Annotated in this window: 18 protein-coding genes; 16 read left to right on the top strand and 2 right to left on the bottom strand. The window is 52.3% G+C overall.

Going from position 1 to position 19,334, the window contains the following annotated elements:
* Positions 1-16: 16 nt before the first annotated feature.
* From MET42_RS0101895 to MET42_RS0101870, 6 genes are all read left to right on the top strand, one after another.
* On the top strand, positions 17-391 hold the full coding sequence (locus MET42_RS0101895; RefSeq protein ID WP_232411227.1) for a CidA/LrgA family protein: 375 nt from the start codon (positions 17-19) through the stop codon (positions 389-391).
* Positions 384-1,124, top strand: a complete 741-nt coding sequence (locus MET42_RS0101890; RefSeq protein WP_019881027.1) for an LrgB family protein — start codon at positions 384-386, stop codon at positions 1,122-1,124. Before MET42_RS0101895 ends, MET42_RS0101890 begins: the two co-directional genes overlap by 8 nt.
* A gap of 965 nt (positions 1,125-2,089) precedes the next feature.
* On the top strand, positions 2,090-2,431 hold the full coding sequence (locus MET42_RS0101885; protein ID WP_019881026.1) for a hypothetical protein: 342 nt from the start codon (positions 2,090-2,092) through the stop codon (positions 2,429-2,431).
* A gap of 223 nt (positions 2,432-2,654) precedes the next feature.
* Complete coding sequence (locus MET42_RS0101880) at positions 2,655-3,737, top strand: efflux RND transporter periplasmic adaptor subunit (RefSeq protein WP_019881025.1); 1,083 nt, start codon at positions 2,655-2,657, stop codon at positions 3,735-3,737.
* 18 nt (positions 3,738-3,755) lie between these two features.
* On the top strand, positions 3,756-6,944 hold the full coding sequence (locus MET42_RS0101875) for an efflux RND transporter permease subunit (protein ID WP_024930354.1): 3,189 nt from the start codon (positions 3,756-3,758) through the stop codon (positions 6,942-6,944).
* Positions 6,934-8,394, top strand: coding sequence for a TolC family protein (locus tag MET42_RS0101870; RefSeq protein ID WP_019881023.1), 1,461 nt, complete (start codon positions 6,934-6,936; stop codon positions 8,392-8,394). The genes MET42_RS0101875 and MET42_RS0101870 overlap by 11 nt, the downstream gene beginning before the upstream one ends.
* Before the next feature lie 45 nt (positions 8,395-8,439).
* Here the strand turns inward: MET42_RS0101870 and MET42_RS0101865 are convergent, their stop codons facing one another.
* The gene (locus MET42_RS0101865) at positions 8,440-8,802 is read right to left on the bottom strand and encodes a DUF4186 domain-containing protein (RefSeq protein ID WP_019881022.1); all 363 of its coding nucleotides are present in this window, start codon (positions 8,800-8,802) and stop codon (positions 8,440-8,442) included.
* A 5-nt stretch (positions 8,803-8,807) separates the two neighbouring features.
* Positions 8,808-10,040 (bottom strand): MFS transporter, encoded by a 1,233-nt coding sequence (locus MET42_RS0101860; protein WP_019881021.1) that lies wholly within the window; start codon positions 10,038-10,040, stop codon positions 8,808-8,810.
* 198 nt (positions 10,041-10,238) lie between these two features.
* Between MET42_RS0101860 and MET42_RS0101855 the strand changes: the two genes are divergently transcribed.
* The 10 genes from MET42_RS0101855 to MET42_RS0101810 all read left to right on the top strand — a co-directional run bounded on the left by MET42_RS0101855 (position 10,239) and on the right by MET42_RS0101810 (position 19,328).
* Positions 10,239-11,159, top strand: a complete 921-nt coding sequence (locus MET42_RS0101855) for a hypothetical protein (protein ID WP_019881020.1) — start codon at positions 10,239-10,241, stop codon at positions 11,157-11,159.
* Positions 11,160-11,174: 15 nt separating this feature from the next.
* A complete protein-coding gene (gene alkB, locus MET42_RS0101850; protein ID WP_019881019.1) occupies positions 11,175-11,813 on the top strand; it encodes a DNA oxidative demethylase AlkB in 639 nt (212 codons plus the stop codon).
* A 195-nt stretch (positions 11,814-12,008) separates the two neighbouring features.
* Complete coding sequence (gene hpf, locus MET42_RS0101845) at positions 12,009-12,335, top strand: ribosome hibernation-promoting factor, HPF/YfiA family (protein WP_019881018.1); 327 nt, start codon at positions 12,009-12,011, stop codon at positions 12,333-12,335.
* A gap of 141 nt (positions 12,336-12,476) precedes the next feature.
* Complete coding sequence (gene hprK / locus MET42_RS0101840; protein ID WP_019881017.1) at positions 12,477-13,427, top strand: HPr(Ser) kinase/phosphatase; 951 nt, start codon at positions 12,477-12,479, stop codon at positions 13,425-13,427.
* 19 nt (positions 13,428-13,446) lie between these two features.
* Positions 13,447-14,328 carry an RNase adapter RapZ gene (gene rapZ, locus MET42_RS0101835; RefSeq protein ID WP_019881016.1) on the top strand — a complete coding sequence of 294 codons (882 nt, stop codon included), beginning with the start codon at positions 13,447-13,449 and terminating at the stop codon, positions 14,326-14,328.
* A gap of 24 nt (positions 14,329-14,352) precedes the next feature.
* Entirely contained in the window at positions 14,353-14,760 is a 408-nt protein-coding gene (locus MET42_RS0101830; RefSeq protein ID WP_019881015.1) for a PTS sugar transporter subunit IIA, read from the top strand.
* Between the two features lie 12 nt (positions 14,761-14,772).
* Entirely contained in the window at positions 14,773-15,042 is a 270-nt protein-coding gene (locus MET42_RS0101825; RefSeq protein ID WP_019881014.1) for an HPr family phosphocarrier protein, read from the top strand.
* Positions 15,043-16,794, top strand: coding sequence for a phosphoenolpyruvate--protein phosphotransferase (ptsP, locus tag MET42_RS0101820; RefSeq protein ID WP_019881013.1), 1,752 nt, complete (start codon positions 15,043-15,045; stop codon positions 16,792-16,794).
* A gap of 127 nt (positions 16,795-16,921) precedes the next feature.
* Positions 16,922-18,952 (top strand): M3 family metallopeptidase, encoded by a 2,031-nt coding sequence (locus tag MET42_RS0101815; protein WP_019881011.1) that lies wholly within the window; start codon positions 16,922-16,924, stop codon positions 18,950-18,952.
* A gap of 64 nt (positions 18,953-19,016) precedes the next feature.
* Positions 19,017-19,328 (top strand): hypothetical protein, encoded by a 312-nt coding sequence (locus tag MET42_RS0101810; protein WP_019881010.1) that lies wholly within the window; start codon positions 19,017-19,019, stop codon positions 19,326-19,328.
* The last annotated feature ends 6 nt before the right edge of the window (positions 19,329-19,334 follow it).

The raw sequence follows: 19,334 nt of genomic DNA, 5'->3' as shown, positions 1-19,334 counted from the left end.
CTGCATGATATCAGGTTTGGTTCAACTCTTTTTGTGGCAAGGCCTGGGCGAGCTGCTGAGTAAATTCTTTTTACCCGGCATTCCAGGCCCGGTGCTTGGCCTGCTGTTGCTATTGGCATTTTTATGCTTAAGAAAACAGGTGGATAGCGACCTGGCGCTGGTCGCAGACAGTTTCCGCCAGCATCTGGGCTTGCTGTTTGTGCCGGCATCGGTCGGCGTATTGCTGTTTTTACCGGAACTACAAACGCATGCGCTGGCCGTCAGCACCGCCTTGCTGGTTAGTGTGATTCTGACGATTGCTGTCACCGCGCTGGTGCTTAAAGTGTTCTGGTACTTTTCGCTCAAGCGCAATAAACACATCACGATGCATAAAGGACATCGCCATGAATAAGCGCATCCCGATTTCCGAAATATGGGTCTATCTTTCTGGTGACCCGCTGTTTGCGTTGATTATTACATTGGCGACTTACCAGTTAGGTTACCTGCTGTATGTGCGCGCCAAACGGCATCCACTGGTCAACCCGGTGGCGATTTCGGTCATTCTGACCTGCCTGGCCATCGCGTTAATGGACATGCCGTATGAAAAGTATTTTGAAGGCGCCCAGTTTGTACATTTTTTACTGGGCACGGCAACGGTCGCGTTGGCAGTGCCGATTTACAACGGCTTCAAGCGCATGCAGGGCAAGATTTTTCATATTTGGGTGGCCTTGACCGTCGGCAGCACAGTCTCGATCGCCAGTGCTGTGGCTATCGCCAAATGGATGGGGGCATCAGATAACATTGTCGGCAGCATGTATGCCAAATCCGTCACGGCACCGATTGCCATGGGCATTGCCGAACGGCTAAGTGTGTCACCGACACTGACCGCCGTGTTTACCGTCATTACCGGCATGCTGGGCGCGATTCTGGCGCCCTACATCCTCAACGCAGTCAAAGTACATCAATGGTGGATACGCGGCACAGCGATTGGCGTCGGCGCACATGGGCTGGGTATTACGCGCGCCTTTAGTGTCAACGAAGAAGCCGGGGTATTTGCCAGCATGGCGATGGGGCTGAATGGTGTGATCAGCGCGATAGGTTTGCCCATCGTGTTAACTTATCTGCGACCGCATCTGGGGTTTTAGCCATGCTGGAACTAAATTTGTATTAAATAGCTTTTAGCTGCTTAATACAGATTCTTTTCGCCTTGTTGGCGAGTTACTTTCTGATGCTTGCCCCTCAGAAAGTAACCAAAGAAGAGGGCACCCAGCCATCACGGCCTTACGGCTTCCTTGCGTTGCTCAACAAAGTGGGCGTCCATCGAAACTCGCCCTAGCGGCTTGCACAACCCGCAAGCCACCGCGGAACTCGAACAGCCGATGGCCGACTACTCCCACTTTGTCTCCGCTACTCAGCGTGATGGAATGGGATTTATCTCACCAAACTGACATTGTCGAAATCTGAACGACTCAAAAACCGGATTCTTTTATTAAGCCCTCTAAACGATGGCGCTCACCTGGTGTTGGGGGCCCCCATCTGCCGCGCCGAGCAACGCAGGGTTGGCGGGAGTTTTCGGCCATCGGCTGTCCGAGTTCCGCAACAAGCCACGCCTTGTGTGGCTTGTCAGGGCGAGTTTCGATGGGCGCCCGACAAACCGAGTAGCACAGGAATCAAGCGGAAGCTGGGGTGTCTTGTTCTTTGCCTTCTTTCTTATGGACAAGCATAAGAAAGAATGGTCGCCGAGAGGCGAAATAGATCAATCATAGAATAGTCTTCGCTTTGGGCAAGCAAAGAAAAGTAACTCGCCAAAAAGGCGAAAAAGTAAGTGATCATCTCCAAAACAGCGCAAACGCACGCACCAACTTGGTGCACTCAAAACTGACAACCAGCTTACAAACACCGCTTTTCTTCGAACTACGCTTGATTGCGTCTTGTCATTCGCTATGTAAAAGCGTTTAATGTAAGCAATGTAAAGAGCATTTACGATAATATATTTTAGATTTTATCGATGTTGACCGATCAGCCATCTAATTTGAATAAATACTGCGCCTAAGGCGATATAACGCACATACCACTACAGAATTGACATTTTATTTCCGTTAACTGACTTATGCATAAACATCTGAATACCGCCGCGTTGCAGCTCAGACTGTGGGTCGTCACAGTGCTGTTGGCTGTGCTCGGCTTTGCATTAGTCGCAGAATTCTCTGACCACTCCAGCTACAGCGACGACACCGTACGCGTACGCGTAGCCGAAGTCGTTGAGTATTCTGGTGATGGTGAAACGCCGTTCTCTTCCCTCATTCCCTTAATTTCACCACCCGCAAGCATGACGATTGCTTGCGTGATTCTGTTTGCGTTGCTGGCTCTGCCTCGCCGCCGCGTGACCCCACGCCCGGTGTTTGTTCGTCACCTGCACTCGCGCGCCCCACCCAGCCATCCCCAGGTGTAATCCGCGTTTGCGCCCCTGCTCAACGCCGCTGATCGCCCCCCTTCCCCTCGTTGTTACCAGCACTCCCTTAAGCGTCCACCCAGGACGGAGCCTAGGCTAGCGGTTGTGGTTTGCAGCAAGAAAGGATAGTCTGACGATCAAGACAGGCCCCCTGCAGCCAGGCATCCGCCAACCACCTGTTTTTGCAAGTATTTCTCTTCATTTTTTAAGATAAGAACACACTATGATTAAACAGAACTTAATCGTTTTAGGCTTGCTTGGCTCCCTGCTCAGCGCTTGTCATCAGGAAGAGGCGCACGAAGAAGCGCCACCGAAACTCGAAGTCACTACCCCATGGCACAAAGACACCATGATCACCAAGGAATATGTCTGCCAGATTCATGCCATCCAGCATATTGAATTGCGGGCACTGGAGCGCGGCTATTTGCAGGACGTCTATGCCGGTGAAGGCCAGGTCATCAAACAGGGCCAGCCCATGTTCAAAATCATGCCTAACGTCTACCAGGTCGATTTGCTGAAAGCACAGGCTGAGGCCAAAACCGTGCAAATCGAATATGAAAACACCAAGGCGCTGGCCGAGAAAAACATTGTCTCGCAAAATGAATTGGCACTGGGTAAAGCCAAATTGGACAAAGCCAATGCCGAAGTGCAGCTGGCACAAACCCACCTGAACTTTACCAATATCAATGCGCCGTTTACCGGCATCATGGATCATCTGCTGGTGCGAAAAGGCAGCTTGCTGGATGAAGGCGACTTGCTGACCACGCTGTCTGACAACAGCCGCATGTGGGTTTATTTCAACGTGCCAGAAGCAGAATACCTGGACTTCAAGATTCACCAGAAAAACGAAAAAGGCGTGCCGGTGAAATTGCGCATGGCCAATGGCGCCTTGTTTGACCAAGCCGGTGCGATTGAAACCGTGGAGGCCGACTTTGATAACAAAACCGGCAACATCGAGTTCAGGGCCGATTTCCCTAACCCGCATAGTTTGTTGCGCCATGGCGAAACCGGCACCATTTTGCTAGAAGTGCCCTACCCGAATGCGATGCTGATCCCGCAAAAAGCGACCTTTGAAGTGCTGGATAAGACCTTTGTGTATGTGGTCAACAAAGACCATAAGATCGAACAGCGCATGATTCAAATCGCCGCCGAACTACCCCATTTGTTTATCGTGAAATCCGGCCTCAAGGACACAGACACTGTGTTGCTGGAAGGTTTGCGCCGCGTCAGAAACGGACAAAAAATCGATACCGATTACAAAGCACCTGAAAAAGTCGTTCCTGAGTTGGAACTGTACGCAGAATAACCTTAAGGTGAAAAAAACATGTTAAACATCTTCCTCAGACGACCGGTGATGGCGATTGTGCTATCGCTGGTGATGGTTTTCCTCGGCTTTCTGTCGATTAAAACTCTGCCAATTTCGCAGTTTCCGGAAATTGCCCCGCCACGCGTGATTGTGACGCTGGCATTCCCAGGCTCCAGCGCGGACGTGCTGGTACAGTCTTCACTGATTTCTATCGAGCGCGCCATCAACGGGGTGCCAGGCATGAAATACATTGTGTCTGACGCCACCAGTGCCGGTGAAGCGACGATACAGGTGATTTTTGACCTCGGCGTAGACCCGAACGCCGCCATGGTGCTGGTAAAAACCAGGCTGGACCAGGTCATGAGTAAACTACCGCCCCTGGTGCAGTTAGAGGGGGTGATCGTCAATACCGTACAGCCGAGCATGCTGATGTATGTGAACTTGTACAGTAAAGATAAAAATGCCGACGAGAAATTCCTGTTTAACTACGTCAACGTCAGCGTGATTCCTGAAATTCAGCGTGTCCACGGTATCGCCCAGGCCCAGAACTTGGGTAGCCGCCAGTTTGCGATGCGTATCTGGCTCAACCCGGAACGCATGCGGGCTTACAAGATCTCATCCAAAGACGTGATGGATGCGATCAGCAGCCAGAGCGTGATTGGCCGCCCCGGTCGTTTGGGCCAGAGCTCGGGTATTTACGCCCAATCCAAAGAGTATGTGCTGGTTTACAAAGGCCGTTACAACAAGCCTGAAGAGTACGGCAACATTATTATCCGCGCCGATTCCAATGGCGAAATCCTGCACCTCAGAGACATTGCCAAAATTGAGTTAGGCAGTGAGTTTTTTGATATTTACTCCAACAAAGACGGCTACCCTTCTGCCGCGATTGTGCTCAAGCAAAACTATGGCACCAACGCCAGCGAAGTGATTGCTGACGTAAAAACCAAGATGGAAGAGCTGAAACAAAGCTTCCCGGCTGGCATGGATTATGAAATCAATTACGACGTCTCCAAGTTCCTCGACGCCTCGATTGAAAAAGTCATTCATACGCTGGCAGAAGCCTTTGTACTGGTAGCGCTGGTGGTGTTTATTTTCCTCGGCGACTGGCGCTCGACGCTGATCCCGACACTGGCGGTACCTATTTCGCTGATTGGTGCCTTTTTTGTCATGAAGGCGTTTGGGCTCAGTATTAACCTGGTCACGCTGTTCGCCCTCGTGCTCGCCATTGGTGTGGTGGTGGATGACGCCATCGTGGTGGTGGAAGCCGTGCATGCCAAAATGGCCTCTGACCATGTCGGCCCATACAAAGCGGTGCAACGCGTGCTGGGTGAAATCGGCGGCGCCATTGTGGCCATTACATTATTGATGACCTCGGTATTTATCCCGATCACCTTTATGCCAGGCCCGGTCGGCGTGTTCTACCGCCAGTTCGCCATTACCATGGCCTCTTCAATCGTGTTGTCCGGTATCGTGGCGCTGACATTAACGCCAGTACTGTGCGCCATGATCCTCAAAGACACGCACGGCCAGCCTAAACGCAAAACACCCATCTCGGTGTTTTTGGATGGCTTTAACTGGGTATTTGAAAAGGTCACCGGCCGTTATACCAACTTCCTGGAAAAAGTCGTCACCCTGCGTACCGTGACCTTTGTCGTGCTGGCGCTGTTCTCGGCCGGTATTTTCTATGTCGACAAAATCCTGCCTGCCGGGTTTATCCCAGGTGAAGACCAGGGCATGATTTACGCCATTATCCAGACACCACCGGGCTCAACGCTAGAAACCACCAACAAGGTCGCACGTCATTTGCAAATGTTGGCCAAGCAAGTGGAAGGCGTGGAATCCGTCTCCTCACTGGCGGGTTATGAAGTCTTGACCGAGGGGCGTGGCTCCAACGCGGGTACGTGTATTATCAACCTCAAGGACTGGTCTGAGCGTAAACAGTCAGTAAAACAGATCATCGAAGAACTGGAAGAAAAAACCAAAAACTTCGGTGCGGTGGTGGAGTACTTCCAACCGCCAGCCGTGCCTGGTTATGGTGCGGCTTCTGGTCTGTCACTGCGCTTGCTGGATAAAACCACCAGCGCGGACTACTACGTGTTTGACAAGATCAACAAGGAGTTCATGCAGAACCTGGGCAAGCGCAAAGAGTTGACTGGCCTGTTCACGTTTTATGCGGCCAACTATCCGCAATATGAGTTGATTATCGATAACCAGTTGGCGATGCAGAAGAAAGTATCGATCGAAGATGCCATGAACAACCTGGACATCCTGATCGGTAGTACTTACGAGCAAGGCTTTATCCGCTTTAATAACTTCTTCAAGGTGTATACCCAGGCCGGGCCTGAGTTCCGCCGTTACCCCAGTGACGTGCTGAATTACTTTGTGAAAAACGAAGAGGGTGAAATGGTGCCCTACTCCGCCTTCATGACCATGAAGAAACGCCAGGGCCCTAACGAGATCACCCGTTACAACCTGTACAACTCAGCGGCGATCCGTGCTGAACCGGCACCGGGTTACACCACTGAATCGGCTATCAATGCCGTGAAAGAAGTCGCACGCACTACGCTGCCGAAAGGCTACGACATTGCCTGGGAAGGCCTGTCTTACGACGAAGAGAAACGCGGCAATGAAGCGCTGATGATCTTTATCGTGGTGCTGGTGTTTGTCTACATGGTGTTGGCCGCGCAGTACGAAAGCTTTATTTTGCCGTTCGCGGTCATTCTGTCCTTGCCTGCAGGTATTTTTGGCTCGCTGTTCCTGCTGAAGATACTGGGGCTTGCCAATGACATTTACGCGCAGGTCGGCCTGATTATGCTGATTGGCCTGTTGGGTAAAAACGCCGTGTTGATTGTGGAATTTGCCGTGCAGAAACATGGCCAGGGCATGTCTATCCGCGATGCAGCGATTGAAGGGGCCAAAACCCGCTTCCGTCCTATCCTGATGACCTCGTTCGCCTTTATTGCAGGCCTGATTCCATTGGTGATCGCCACGGGTGCGGGCGCAGTGGGCAACCGCACCATTGGTACCTCAGCCATGGGCGGCATGCTGTTCGGCACCATCTTCGGTGTGATTGTGATTCCAGGCTTGTACTATATTTTTGGTACCCTGGCCGATCGTAAATCACTGATCCGCAAAGAAGAGACCGAACCACTGACCGAGACCTACAAATACAACTCCCATCAGGATGATGATGACGATGAAGAATAAGCATTTAACCTGGATGGTCGCTGGTGCAGTGTCGTTGATGCTGCAATCTTGCGCCATCCCATTTATCACCAGCAAGCAGGCTGATACCAATCTGCCAACGCAATACCAGGAGACGGCTGCCCCAGCTGGCAATAGTGCCAGCGTCAAATGGCAGGACTTTTTTGATGACCAAAACCTGGTGGCGTTGATTGATACGGCCGTAAACAACAACAAGGAAATTCATATCATGGCGCAACGGATCACCGTGGCGCAGAATGAAATCCAGGCCCGTAAGGGTGAATATTTGCCATTTGTCGGCATCGGCGCCAGCGCCGATAAAGAGAAAGTCGGCAAGTACACCCGCAATGGCGCCGTTGAAGAAAACCTGGATATCAAGGAAGGGCGCTCCAACCCCAGGTTCCTCGGCAACTACCAGTTTGGCCTGGTGGCGTCGTGGGAACTGGACGTGTGGAAAAAACTGCGCAATGCCACCAAAGTGGCGGTCATGGAGTATATGGCCACCATTGAAGGCAAAAACTTTCTGGTCACCAACCTGGTGGCCGAAGTGGCCCATGCTTACTATGAGCTGATCGCGCTGGATAATGAACTGGACACGCTGGATACAAACATCAAAATTCAGCAAAACGCGCTCGAAGTGGTGAAGCAGTTGCAACAATATGCGCGCGCCAATTCATTGGCAGTGAAGCGGTTTGAGGCAGAGGTAGAAAAAAACCAGAGCCGCCAGTATGTGCTGAAACAGAGCATTGTCGAAACCGAAAACCGCATCAATTATCTGCTGGGGAGAACGCCGCAGCCGATCAAACGTGCATCAGCAAACTTTATGGCCATGCAGAACAAGGTGATGCAAACCGGCGTGCCTTCAGAATTATTGGCCAACCGCCCGGATATTCGCCAGGCCGAGCTTGAACTCTCTGCAGCCAAGTTGAATATTGATGTGGCCAAAGCCAATTTCTACCCGTCGTTCTCTATCCGGGCAGGCTTGGGCTTCCAGGCGTTTGATCCTAAATACCTGCTTAATATTCCGGCCTCGGTCATGGCCTCATTCGGTGGCGAGCTGGTCGCGCCGCTGATCAACCGGAATGCCATTGAAGCGCAATACAAGAGCGCCAATGCCGTGCAGATCCAGGCGGCCTATGACTACGAGCAAAAGATTATCAATGCTTATATGGAAGTGGCTAACCAGATTGCCAATATCGACAACCTGGATAAAAACTACCAGCTAAAAAACAAGCAGGTGGAAGCATTGACGCAATCCATTGACGTGGCCAACCAGCTGTTTAAAGCTGCACGTGCTGACTATATGGAAGTGTTGCTGACGCAACGGGATGCGCTGGATGCCAAAATGGAGCTGATTGAGACCAAGCAGCAACAAGTGGCAGCCGTAGTCGATTTGTATCGCTCGCTGGGCGGTGGCTGGCAGACTGCGGAAACAACGGCAACCAAGCAATAACCTTTATTCACTTGCCAAAGGGAGAAGCGCCGCCGGCCTTCTCCCTTATTTTTTGCCCTCAGCCAAGCGGATCAACCAGTGCTCAATCACCACAACCACATACGCCTGTTCTTCTAGCGTCAGCGCCCGGCCCTCAGGAATACGGTGCCATTTACTCAAACAGCCACGACAACAGGTCGCCGTGGCATGCTGTGCCACAAACACCGGATGGCCACGCATTGGCGTTTGCTGGCCGTCATTGGCCACCACTGCGGGTGCGAGCCGATCGGCAATAAAGCGTTCGGCATGATCAAGTATTACCGGCAGGCCTTTTTGTTGCAGGTAAGCCCAGTCTTTTGCGTTCAGCGTGAAACTGGTACGAAAGGTGGAGCGTTGCAGGGCTTGAAACAACGACTCCAGATCGCGCATGGGGTTTAATGCAGATGAGAAAGATGCAGGTCGCGCAGTTTAGGCGCCTTGATGGCAGTAACGCCAACCACGGCAATGGTCATGCAGCCGCCGAATATCACTGACGGCACCAAGCCCATGAGCCTGGCAGTGAGGCCGGATTCAAACGCTCCTAGCTCATTAGACGAACCAATAAAAATACCGTTAATGGCTGAAACACGGCCGCGCATATTATCCGGCGTCGCCAGTTGCAGAATCGTTTGCCGCAAGATCACGGATACCGCATCCATCATGCCGGAAATCGCTAAAATCACAATCGCCAGCCAGTAGGTATTGCACAGCCCAAAGGCAATCATACATACACCAAACCCGGCCACCGCCAGCAATAACCAGCGGCCGCTATGCTCATGAATCGGATGTTTTGCCAGCCAGAGGCCCGTCACAATCGCTCCGAGGGCAGGCGCCGCACGCAACACGCCCAAGCCTTCCGGGCCCATCTGGTAAACATCATGCACAAACGCGGGCAACATGGCGACCGTACCACCAAACAACACCGCAAACATATCCAGCAATTGCGCGCCCAATACCACCTGTGTGCGCCTTACAAAACGCAAGCCTTCGCCTATGCTGGCAAACACGTTCATGGGCTCATGGTTGTGATGCTCTTGCACGCGTAATGTGGTTGCCGCAACAGCCGCCGCCAGCGCCAGTATGGCTGACAAGCCATACGCAATCGATTTATCGGCAAAGCCAATGAGCAGACCACCGATGGCTGGCCCAACAATCAAGCCAATCTGGAACATGGAGCTGCCAATGCCGGAGGCTTTGGCAATGGACGCACGCGGAATAATCAGGGCGAATAAGGTGTTGTAGCTGGGTGAAATCAAGGCCCGGGCAAAACCGGTGAGGGCCACCGTCGCGTAAATCCACCACTCGGTATGCTGTGGATGATGCTGGGCAATCAACACCAGCAAACCTGCGTTCACCGATAAGAATAAAGCCGAAACCATGGCAAAGCCACGGCGTGAAAAATAATGATCCACCGCATGCCCGGCAAACAGGGCGCTACCCATATAAGGGATGACTTCAGCGAGACCGATCAGGCCAAGCGACCAGGGGTCATGGGTGATTTCATAAATATGCCAGCCGATGGCAACCATCATCATTTGGTACGACAGCACCATAAAAATACGATAGGTCAGCAACTTTGGGAACGCATAGCCCTGATGGGCAAGAATCTGACGAACGGATAAAGACATGGTCACTATTATACGCTATCCCCATCAGCCGCCTGTGCATTGGCGTCTTGCGGCAGAATCCCCTAAAATAGCCGGGCGGGTGCAGTGAATCAGGCAGTAGGCGGTCACGCTGATGAGCCGTCGTTGACTCCGTGCGACCCTGCCGATATAGATGGAGCGCACCCGCCCTGACCTCTGCTTACAAGGAACGCCCTCACCATGCGTCGCTTTTATCACTGTTTGCTCGCCATACTCCTGGTACCAATATGTTTTAACTGGTGGATGCCAGTGCAGGCGCAAGAGACGATGCAAGTATGGGTGACGGTCGATTGGGAAGGTTTGTCACTACAAGAAGACAACCTGCAAGCCATGCAGAAATTCAGGCAACAGTTTCCGCACATTCCACTACTACACCTGATCAATCCGGCTTACTTTATACAGCCCGGCGTTAACCGCGCACAAATCGGCAGCCAGATACGCAGCACCTTGTTACCGCAAGACACCATCGGTCTGCATATACACCCCATGCGCACGCTGGTGAAATATTGCGGGATCGGCTACCAGGCTGAACCCTCGATTTCCGGCGCGGACGAGCACTGCTCTCAAACCAGTTGCGGTCACACGGTCAGCCTGGAATATGCCTATAGCCAGACCGAGCTCACACACCTGGTCAGTTGCGCTAGTGAGTTGATGGTCAGTAACGGCTTCAACCGTCCGCGACATTTTCGCGCAGGCGCCTGGCAGTTTGGGCCCAAGTTACAAGCGGCGCTGGAGGCCAATCATTTCTTATGGGACAGTTCGCGTATTGATGCCAATTTACTCACCACGCGCTGGCATGCCGATAGCCCGTTAGTCAAACTGCTACAGCAACTGCACCCGCAAAGCACACCCATGGACCAACCCTATGCGCTGGGCTACAAACTGATGGAATACCCCGACAACGCAGCCATGGCCGATTACACCAGCACAAAACAATTGCTGACCCTGTTTGAACAACTCCTTAATGCCCACCGGCCGGTAATGGTGATGGGCTTTCACCAGGAATCTGCCGCCGACTACCTGCTGCGCCTGGAGCGTACCATCCCGCGTATGGAGCAGCTGGCCAAACAAAAGAATGTGGCCATCGAATGGATGCCATAAACAAGTCCACGCCCTATGGATTTATTTCCTGAACACCGCACCGAACCTGTCGCGATCGCCGCTGGCGCCTATTGGCTGCCCGGCTTTGCCCTACCAGTGATGCCAACGCTTTGGCAGATGCTACAGCAGCATCTGGCCGCGCATCCCGCACAACAGATGATGACACCCATGGGCTATTTAATGTCAGTCGCCACCAGCAGCATGGGCCATTGGGGCTGGGTAGGCAGTTCGCAAGGCTATGGTTATCTCGCATACGACCCGGTCACCGGACAACCATGGCCAGCGGTTCCGCCAGTGATTTTGCAGTTGGCGGCAAACGCTGCCGCACAGGCAGGTTACAGCGACTTTGTGCCCGACAGCTGCCTGATCAACATTTACCAGGCAGGCAGCAAAATGGGCTTACACCAGGACAAAGATGAACAGGATTTTTCACAACCGATTGTTTCGGTATCCCTCGGCATCCCGGCCACATTCTTGTTTGGCGGAGCTAACCGCAATGACGCCTCAGCCAAAATTCCGCTGCAACATGGAGACGTCGTGGTATGGGGAGGTGAAAGTCGGCGCTTTTATCACGGTGTTGCCGCCATCGGGGCTCATCAGCATCCACTCACTGGCAACAAGCGAATTAACCTCACACGGAGAAAAGCAAAATAAGCCACGAACGTTAAGCAGGCGCTTATGCCCGCCCAAAGAAGTCTGCACAAATGCTGATTAGCATCAACAATCCACCTCACTTCCGGGTTGCATCCGTTTTTCAAAAGAGTAAACTGAAACTGTCTTATCGCACTTTCACTTCTTTTTTATAGGTGAAAAATTCCGACAGGACAATTTCAGAAAAAGGAGTTTGTCATGAATTTACAACTTACAGGACATCATTTAGAAATCACACCGGCATTGCGCGAGTACGTCTTATCCAAGTTCTCCCGCATCAGCAATCACTTTGATCATGTGATTGATGTCAAAGTCACCATGTCTGTTGAAAAGCTTGCCCAAAAGGTTGAAGCGACATTACATGTGCCAGGCAACGATTTGCACGCGACCTGCAGCGATGAAAATATGTATAGTGCCATCGACATGCTTACTGACAAACTTGACCGTCAGGTATTGAAACACAAGGAAAAACACGGCGACCACCATAAATCCGGCGGTGCAGTAAAACACCAGTTAAGTTCCTAAGTCTTGCCTCACATTCTCTACCCGCACGGGTAGAGAACTCAAACCCGCCACACACATCACTTTTACGTCGTTTCACCCCCACCGCTCAGCATTCAGTTGTAGAATGGCTGTCAATTCCCTGTTTACATGTTGACAACACGTATGGCGCAAATCTCAGTCGCTGATTTGTACAAGCAGATTCGCAGCAAACTCAAATTGAAATGGGTGGCTGGCGAGTCTGGCAGTCAAAAAATACTCAACTCCGGCACCGTGACCAAACCTTCATTGGCATTGGTCGGGCATTTGAATTTTGTGCACCCGAACCGCGTGCAGGTACTGGGCTGTGCCGAGATGGACTACATGGCCAGCCTGAGCATACTGGCGCTACAACAAGCGGTGAGCAATCTGTTCTCCACCGACCTGGCCATGGTAGTGGTGGCCAATGGTGAAAAAGTGCCCCCCATCATGCTGGAGGCCGCCCAGCAAACGCAAACCCCTTTATTTACCACCCCCATGATCAGCCCGCAGCTCATGGAGCTGCTCAGCCACTATCTGGCCGTGGCCACGGCAGAAACCACCAGCATGCATGGTGTGTTTATGGAGGTGCAGGGCTTTGGTGTGCTGATTACCGGCAGTGCGGCGATTGGTAAAAGTGAGTTGGCGCTGGAGCTGATTTCACGCGGCCATCGCCTGGTGGCTGATGACATTGTCGACTTTTACCGCACCTCGCCCGAGCGCATCGAAGGCCGCTGCCCGGAACTGCTACAGGACTTTTTAGAAGTGCGTGGCCTGGGCATTTTGAACATTCGCGCACTCTATGGCGATAATGCGGTCAAACCTACCAAGCCACTGGATATGATGATACAGCTGGAACTGGCCGACGAAATGAAGCCGCAAGACCTGGATCGCCTGAGCGCCAACCGGCAGACGCAACGCGTGCTGGATGTCGAAATCAGCAAGGTGATTATCCCGATTGCGGCAGGCCGCAACATCGCCGTGCTGGTCGAGGCGGCCGTACGCAACCATATGCTATTGTTGCGCGGCGTTAACGCCACCAAACAACTGACCCAGCGGCAAAAGCAAATCATGCTCAGAGAAAGCAAATTACGATGATAAGAAGTGGGTCGCACGTATGCAATTAGTGATTGTCACAGGGTTATCCGGCTCTGGTAAAACCATCGCTTTGCGTGTGTTTGAAGACAGCGGTTATTACTGTATTGATAACCTGCCTGCCACCTTACTGCCGCATATTCAAAACCACGTCGCTGACCGCGATGCGGCAAAAGTCGCTGTCAGTATTGATAGTCGCAGCATTGCCATTGAGTCGTTGCCGGATATTTTGCAGACCCTGAAAGCGCAAGGCATTGCCGTGCACCTGCTGTTTCTGGATGCGAGCCTGGAAACCCTGGTTAAACGCTTTTCCGAAACCCGGCGCAAACACCCGCTGAGCACCCCAGACCAGGCACTGTCCGAAAGTATTAACCACGAACGTGACTTGCTCTCCGGCCTGAATAACCTCGGCCATCATGTGGATACCAGTAATTTATCGGCTAATGCCTTGCGCCACCATACGCGTGACTGGATGCTGCAAATTGAGCAAAGCTACCAGGAAGCGCGACCAGACGCACTGGTGTTATCGTTTATTTCATTCGGCTTTAAACATGGCATCCCGCTGGATGCCGACTTTGTATTTGATGTACGCAGCCTGCCTAACCCGCATTACGACCCGATTTTGCGTCCTTACAATGGCAAGCAGGCCCCAATTCAGCAATTTTTGCAAAACGAAGCCATGGTGCTTGAAATGCAGCGTGACATTCAGCACTATATAGAAAAATGGCTACCAAGCTTTTATCACGACCATCGCAGCTATGTCACCATTGGCATCGGCTGCACCGGGGGGCAACACCGTTCCGTCTATCTGGTGGAACAACTGGGGGCATATTTCAAGCAACAGCATCAAGTCATGATACGTCATCGTGAATTACAAGATGCCCATGCCACGGTTACCCCTTAAACTACGGAGTCTGAGAGCAAAATTATGATTGGTGTATTGATTATTGCGCATGGCAGCCTGGGCCCAAGCCTGATCGACTGCGCAACCCATGTGATGGGTAATCGCCCGGCACAGCTGGATTTCCTGGAAATTTCCAAGCATGACGACCCCGCCAGCGTACTGCCTAAAGCACAGGTACTGGTCAAGCAACTTGATAGCGGCCAGGGCGTGCTGGTGTTGTCAGATATTTATGGTGCGACACCATGCAATATCGTCACCCGCTTGCTGACACCCGATGAAATCGAAGGCGTAGCCGGTGTTAACCTGCCCATGCTGGTACGTGTATTGAATTACCGCCATGAAGGCCTGCACTCCTGTATCCAGAAAGCCCTGAGCGGCGGCCGCGATGGCGTTGTCCACTTTACCAAAACCACTTGTCACCACGCACAATAATATTCACTCCCTATGGTCAAACTTTCTCTCGAAATCATTAACAAACTCGGCCTGCACGCACGCGCCTCTACCAAATTCACCCAAACTGCCAGCCAGTTCAAAAGCGAAGTCTGGGTAGAAAAGAATGGCCGTCGCGTCAATGCCAAAAGCATTATGGGGGTGATGATGCTGGCTGCCGCCAAAGGCAGCATCATCGATATCGAAGCCACGGGGGCAGATGAAGCGCAAGCGATTGCTGCCCTGCAGACCCTAGTGAACGACTACTTTGGTGAGGGCGAATAATTGACCAGTTTCAGCATGCACGGCGTGGGCGTTTCCAGTGGCATTGCCATTGGCCATGCCCACCTGATTTCCCATGCCCTGCTGGAAGTGGTGCACTTTAAAATTGAGGCCGATGGTGTTGCCGACGAAATCGCCCGTTTTGAGCGTGCCATTGACCTGGTCAAGCAAGATCTTGAACAACTCAAATCCCAGCTTCCCAAAAGTGCGCCTGCCGAACTGAGTGCATTCATCAACACCCATTTGGCCATGCTATCGGACAAGTCACTCTCCGAGGCACCAAAGACAATTATCCGCAATGAATTATGCAATGCCGAGTGGGCGCTCAAGCAGCAAATGGACGATATTGTTGCCCAGTTTGATGCCATTGAAGACGCCTACCTGCGTGAACGCAAACAGGATGTGGTGCAGGTTGTCGAGCGCGTGATCAAGGTATTGCTGGGCCGCGACCAACTGGCGGCCAGCGAAAAGAAACTGCAAGCCAGGCAAGAGCGCGCCATGATCCTGGTGGCGCATGATGTTTCACCAGCGGATGCGATCCAGTTTAAACATCACCAGTTTGCTGCCTTTATTACCGATGTCGGCGGCGTCACCTCGCATACCGCCATCCTGGCACGCAGCCTGAATATTCCGTCGATTGTGGCGCTGCAACGTGCGCGCGATTTAATCAACGACGGCGAGCTGATGATTGTCGATGGCGCCGCAGGCGTGGTCATCGTCAATCCGGATCCGGAAGTCCTGTCCGAATACCAACTCAAACAAAACCAGTGGCAACTGGCGCAACAAAAGCTGCAACTGATCAAAACCACCAAAGCGGTGACGGTGGATGGTATCGCGATTGATTTGCTGGCCAATATTGAAGTGCCGGAAGACGTCATCAGCGCCAAAGCCTCTGGTGCGGTGGGCGTCGGTTTGTACCGGACCGAGTTTCTGTTTATGAACCGCGCAGAGATGCCCGGCGAGCAGGAGCAGTTTGAGGCCTACAAACATGTAGCCGAGGCCATGAAAGGCCATCCGGTGACCATCCGCACGCTGGACATCGGTGCAGACAAGCAACTGAACCCGGATGAAGTGGTGACTGCGACCAACCCGGCACTGGGTTTACGTGCCGTGCGCTATTGCCTGGCAGAACCGCATATTTTCCACAGCCAGTTCCGCGCCTTGCTACGCGCCTCGCATTATGGCCAGGTCAAAATCCTGATTCCCATGCTGTCGACCCTGGCCGAGCTGCGACAAACCAAACTCTTGCTGGAACGAGCCAAAGAGTCACTGCGCCAGCAAAAAATTCCTTTTGACGAACAGATTCAGCTAGGCGGCATGATAGAAATCCCTGCCGCCGCCATTAATGCAGACGCCTTCGCGCAAGAGCTGGATTTTCTGTCCATCGGCACCAACGACCTGATTCAATATACGCTGGCGATTGACCGCGCCGATGATGCCGTCGCACATTTGTACAACCCCTTGCATCCGGCGGTGCTGCGCCTGATGCAGATCACGATTCAGGCTGCGGCAAAATATGGCAAATCGGTCTCGGTCTGCGGGGAGATGGCTGGCGATATCAAACTGACGCGCCTGCTGGTCGGTATGGGCATGCGCCAGCTCTCCATGCACCCGGCACATATTCTGAGCGTGAAATCGCAAATCCTGCAGAGTGAAGAGAATATACTGGCCAAGCAGGCAAAAAAAATCCTGTCATTCAATGACCTGGAAAAAATCGTACCGCTGATTAAAAAATATAACGGTGAGCTGCTTTAGCAAGAGGCGCGCAGCCTCTTGCATTTAGTAAACTCATCACCATCATCAATATATACAATCACCCAAACGCGAACATTTGGCCAATAATAGGCCTCTATCAGATATTGCAACCCTCAAAGGATACGTTGTGAGCACCAATCCATTACTCGTTTTTAACGGCCTGCCAAAATTCGATGACATCCGCCCTGAGCATGTGTCGCCGGCGATTGACAGCCTGCTGGCTGAAGGCCGTACCCTGGTTGAGCAATTAGCCACAGCAACTGACACCCCTGACTGGCAAAACTTTGTGCAACCGATCGAAAACTATTCGGAAAAACTATCGCGTAGCTGGGGACCGGTCGGCCATATGAACGCCGTGGTCAATACGCCAGAACTGCGTGAAGCCTACAATGACAATCTGGCCAAACTGACTGATTTTTATAGCGACCTGTCACAAGATGAACGTCTGTATAACAAATACAAAACCATTCAGGTCAGTGCAGGTTATGCGAAACTCAGCCGCGCGCAGCAAAAGATCATAGACAATGAAGTACGCGGCTTCAAACTGGGCGGCGCGGAATTGGCAGCGGCAGAAAAAGTCCGCTTTAAAGCCATTGCCGAGCAACTGTCTAAATTGGGTAGCAAGTTTGAAGAGAACATTCTCGATAACACCAACGACTTTAAACATGTGGTCGCAACTGCGGACGAACTCGGCGGCTTGCCGGAAGACGCCCTGCAAGCAGCAGCTGAAGCCGCCAAGGCCGAAGGCAAAACAGGCTATCTGTTTAGCCTGCATTTCCCGTCCTATATGCCGGTGATGCAATATTGCGAAAACCGCGCACTGCGCGAAATACTATATCGCGCCTATGCCACGCGTGCCTCAGAATTCAGCAAGCCCGAGTGGGATAACACCCACCTGATTGCCGACCTGCTCAAACTCAAACGTGAAGAAGCACAACTGCTGGGCTTTAATAACTATGCCGAGCTGTCACTGGCGACCAAAATGGCGGACACACCAGCACAGGTGATCGACTTTTTGGATACGCTGGCTAAACGCGCCAAACCATATGCCGAGAAAGACATGGCCGAACTGAAAGCCTATGCCGAAAAACTCGGCTTTAGCGATATGCAAGCCTGGGATGTGGCGTTTATCAGCGAAAAACTGCGCGAGGAGAAATACGCCTTCTCCGACCAGGAGGTCAAACAATACTTCCCCGAAGATAAGGTGCTGGCGGGACTGTTTAAAGTGGTGGAAACCATTTTTGGCGTACAAGTGCGTAAAACCGATGCGCCGCTGTGGCATAAAGATGCGGGCTTTTATGAAATCAGCGACCAGCAGCGCCAGCCGATTGCCTACTTTTATATCGACTTGTACGCGCGCCAGGGCAAGCGCGGGGGTGCCTGGATGGACGAATGCATCACGCGCCGCAAAACTGCCAACGGCATTGAGCTGCCAGTCGCCTACCTGACCTGTAACTTCTCCGCCCCGGTCGGTGACAAACCGGCGCTGTTTACGCATGACGAAGTGATTACACTGTTCCATGAGTTTGGTCATGGCCTGCACCATATGCTGACGCAAGTCGATGAATACAGCGTGTCTGGCATCAAGGGCGTGGAATGGGATGCTGTCGAACTGCCGAGCCAGTTTATGGAAAACTTCTGCTGGGAATGGGACGTGTTGCGCCATATGACCGCCCACGTGGAAACTGGCGAGCAATTGCCACGCGCCCTGTTCGACAAAATGGTCGCGGCCAAAAACTTCCAGGCCGGCATGCAAACCGTGCGTCAAATTGAATTCTCATTGTTTGATATGCGCCTGCACAGCACGTTTGACCCCGCTGGCAAGCAAACCGCTCTGGATATCCTGGCACAAGTACGTGACGAAGTGGCCGTATTACGCCCACCGGCATGGAACCGCTTCCCGAACAGCTTTAGCCATATTTTTGCCGGTGGTTATGCCGCGGGCTATTACAGCTACAAATGGGCAGAAGTATTATCCGCCGATGCCTACAGCCTGTTTGAAGAACTGGGCGTATTGTCTGAAACAGCGGGTAGCCGCTTTAAGAATGAAGTGCTAGCGCAAGGCGGTGCCCGCCCGGCCATGGAATCGTTTGTTGCCTTTAGAGGCCGCGAACCCAGCATGGATGCCTTGCTCAGACATAACGGCATGAGCCACTAACGCAACCTCAAGCCAGGTCTCGCCAGACTTGGCTTTTTAATTTACTTTATACAAGGACGCCTTAATGTCACACACTGCGCGCTGGCTTTTAATTGCCATATGCTTTGCTTCCTCTTACAGTTTTGCCAGCCAATCTGCCGACGACGATATTCAAGCCAAAACGCCAGAAGGCGACGAGGTAGTCCTGCACTCCAACGGCTATTGGGAGTTTAAAGACGCCAAAAAGGCCGCGGTGGCCAAAGTCAAAGTGGAAGAATTTGAGCGTAGCAACGGCTGTCCGCTTGGTATGCGCCCGAGCTTTCTCGGCATGGGTCGCTGTATTTCATATGATGACCCTATCCTCAAGCGCGGCTCATTAAGTGGTAAAAGCCGTTGACCATTC

It is taken from the genome of Methylophilus sp. 42 (genome assembly GCF_000384155.1).
Classification (GTDB): domain Bacteria; phylum Pseudomonadota; class Gammaproteobacteria; order Burkholderiales; family Methylophilaceae; genus Methylophilus.
This window is presented reverse-complemented; position numbering and strand designations above follow the sequence as displayed.

Coding starts and splice junctions, on each gene's coding strand:
- MET42_RS0101890 (WP_019881027.1), top strand. CDS start 384: ATGAATAAGCGCATCCCGATTTCCGAAATATGGGTCTATCTTTCTGGT.
- MET42_RS0101885 (WP_019881026.1), top strand. CDS start 2,090: ATGCATAAACATCTGAATACCGCCGCGTTGCAGCTCAGACTGTGGGTC.
- MET42_RS0101880 (WP_019881025.1), top strand. CDS start 2,655: ATGATTAAACAGAACTTAATCGTTTTAGGCTTGCTTGGCTCCCTGCTC.
- MET42_RS0101875 (WP_024930354.1), top strand. CDS start 3,756: ATGTTAAACATCTTCCTCAGACGACCGGTGATGGCGATTGTGCTATCG.
- MET42_RS0101870 (WP_019881023.1), top strand. CDS start 6,934: ATGAAGAATAAGCATTTAACCTGGATGGTCGCTGGTGCAGTGTCGTTG.
- MET42_RS0101865 (WP_019881022.1), bottom strand. CDS start 8,802: ATGCGCGATCTGGAGTCGTTGTTTCAAGCCCTGCAACGCTCCACCTTT.
- MET42_RS0101860 (WP_019881021.1), bottom strand. CDS start 10,040: ATGTCTTTATCCGTTCGTCAGATTCTTGCCCATCAGGGCTATGCGTTC.
- MET42_RS0101855 (WP_019881020.1), top strand. CDS start 10,239: ATGCGTCGCTTTTATCACTGTTTGCTCGCCATACTCCTGGTACCAATA.
- alkB (WP_019881019.1), top strand. CDS start 11,175: ATGGATTTATTTCCTGAACACCGCACCGAACCTGTCGCGATCGCCGCT.
- hpf (WP_019881018.1), top strand. CDS start 12,009: ATGAATTTACAACTTACAGGACATCATTTAGAAATCACACCGGCATTG.
- hprK (WP_019881017.1), top strand. CDS start 12,477: ATGGCGCAAATCTCAGTCGCTGATTTGTACAAGCAGATTCGCAGCAAA.
- rapZ (WP_019881016.1), top strand. CDS start 13,447: ATGCAATTAGTGATTGTCACAGGGTTATCCGGCTCTGGTAAAACCATC.
- MET42_RS0101830 (WP_019881015.1), top strand. CDS start 14,353: ATGATTGGTGTATTGATTATTGCGCATGGCAGCCTGGGCCCAAGCCTG.
- MET42_RS0101825 (WP_019881014.1), top strand. CDS start 14,773: ATGGTCAAACTTTCTCTCGAAATCATTAACAAACTCGGCCTGCACGCA.
- MET42_RS0101810 (WP_019881010.1), top strand. CDS start 19,017: ATGTCACACACTGCGCGCTGGCTTTTAATTGCCATATGCTTTGCTTCC.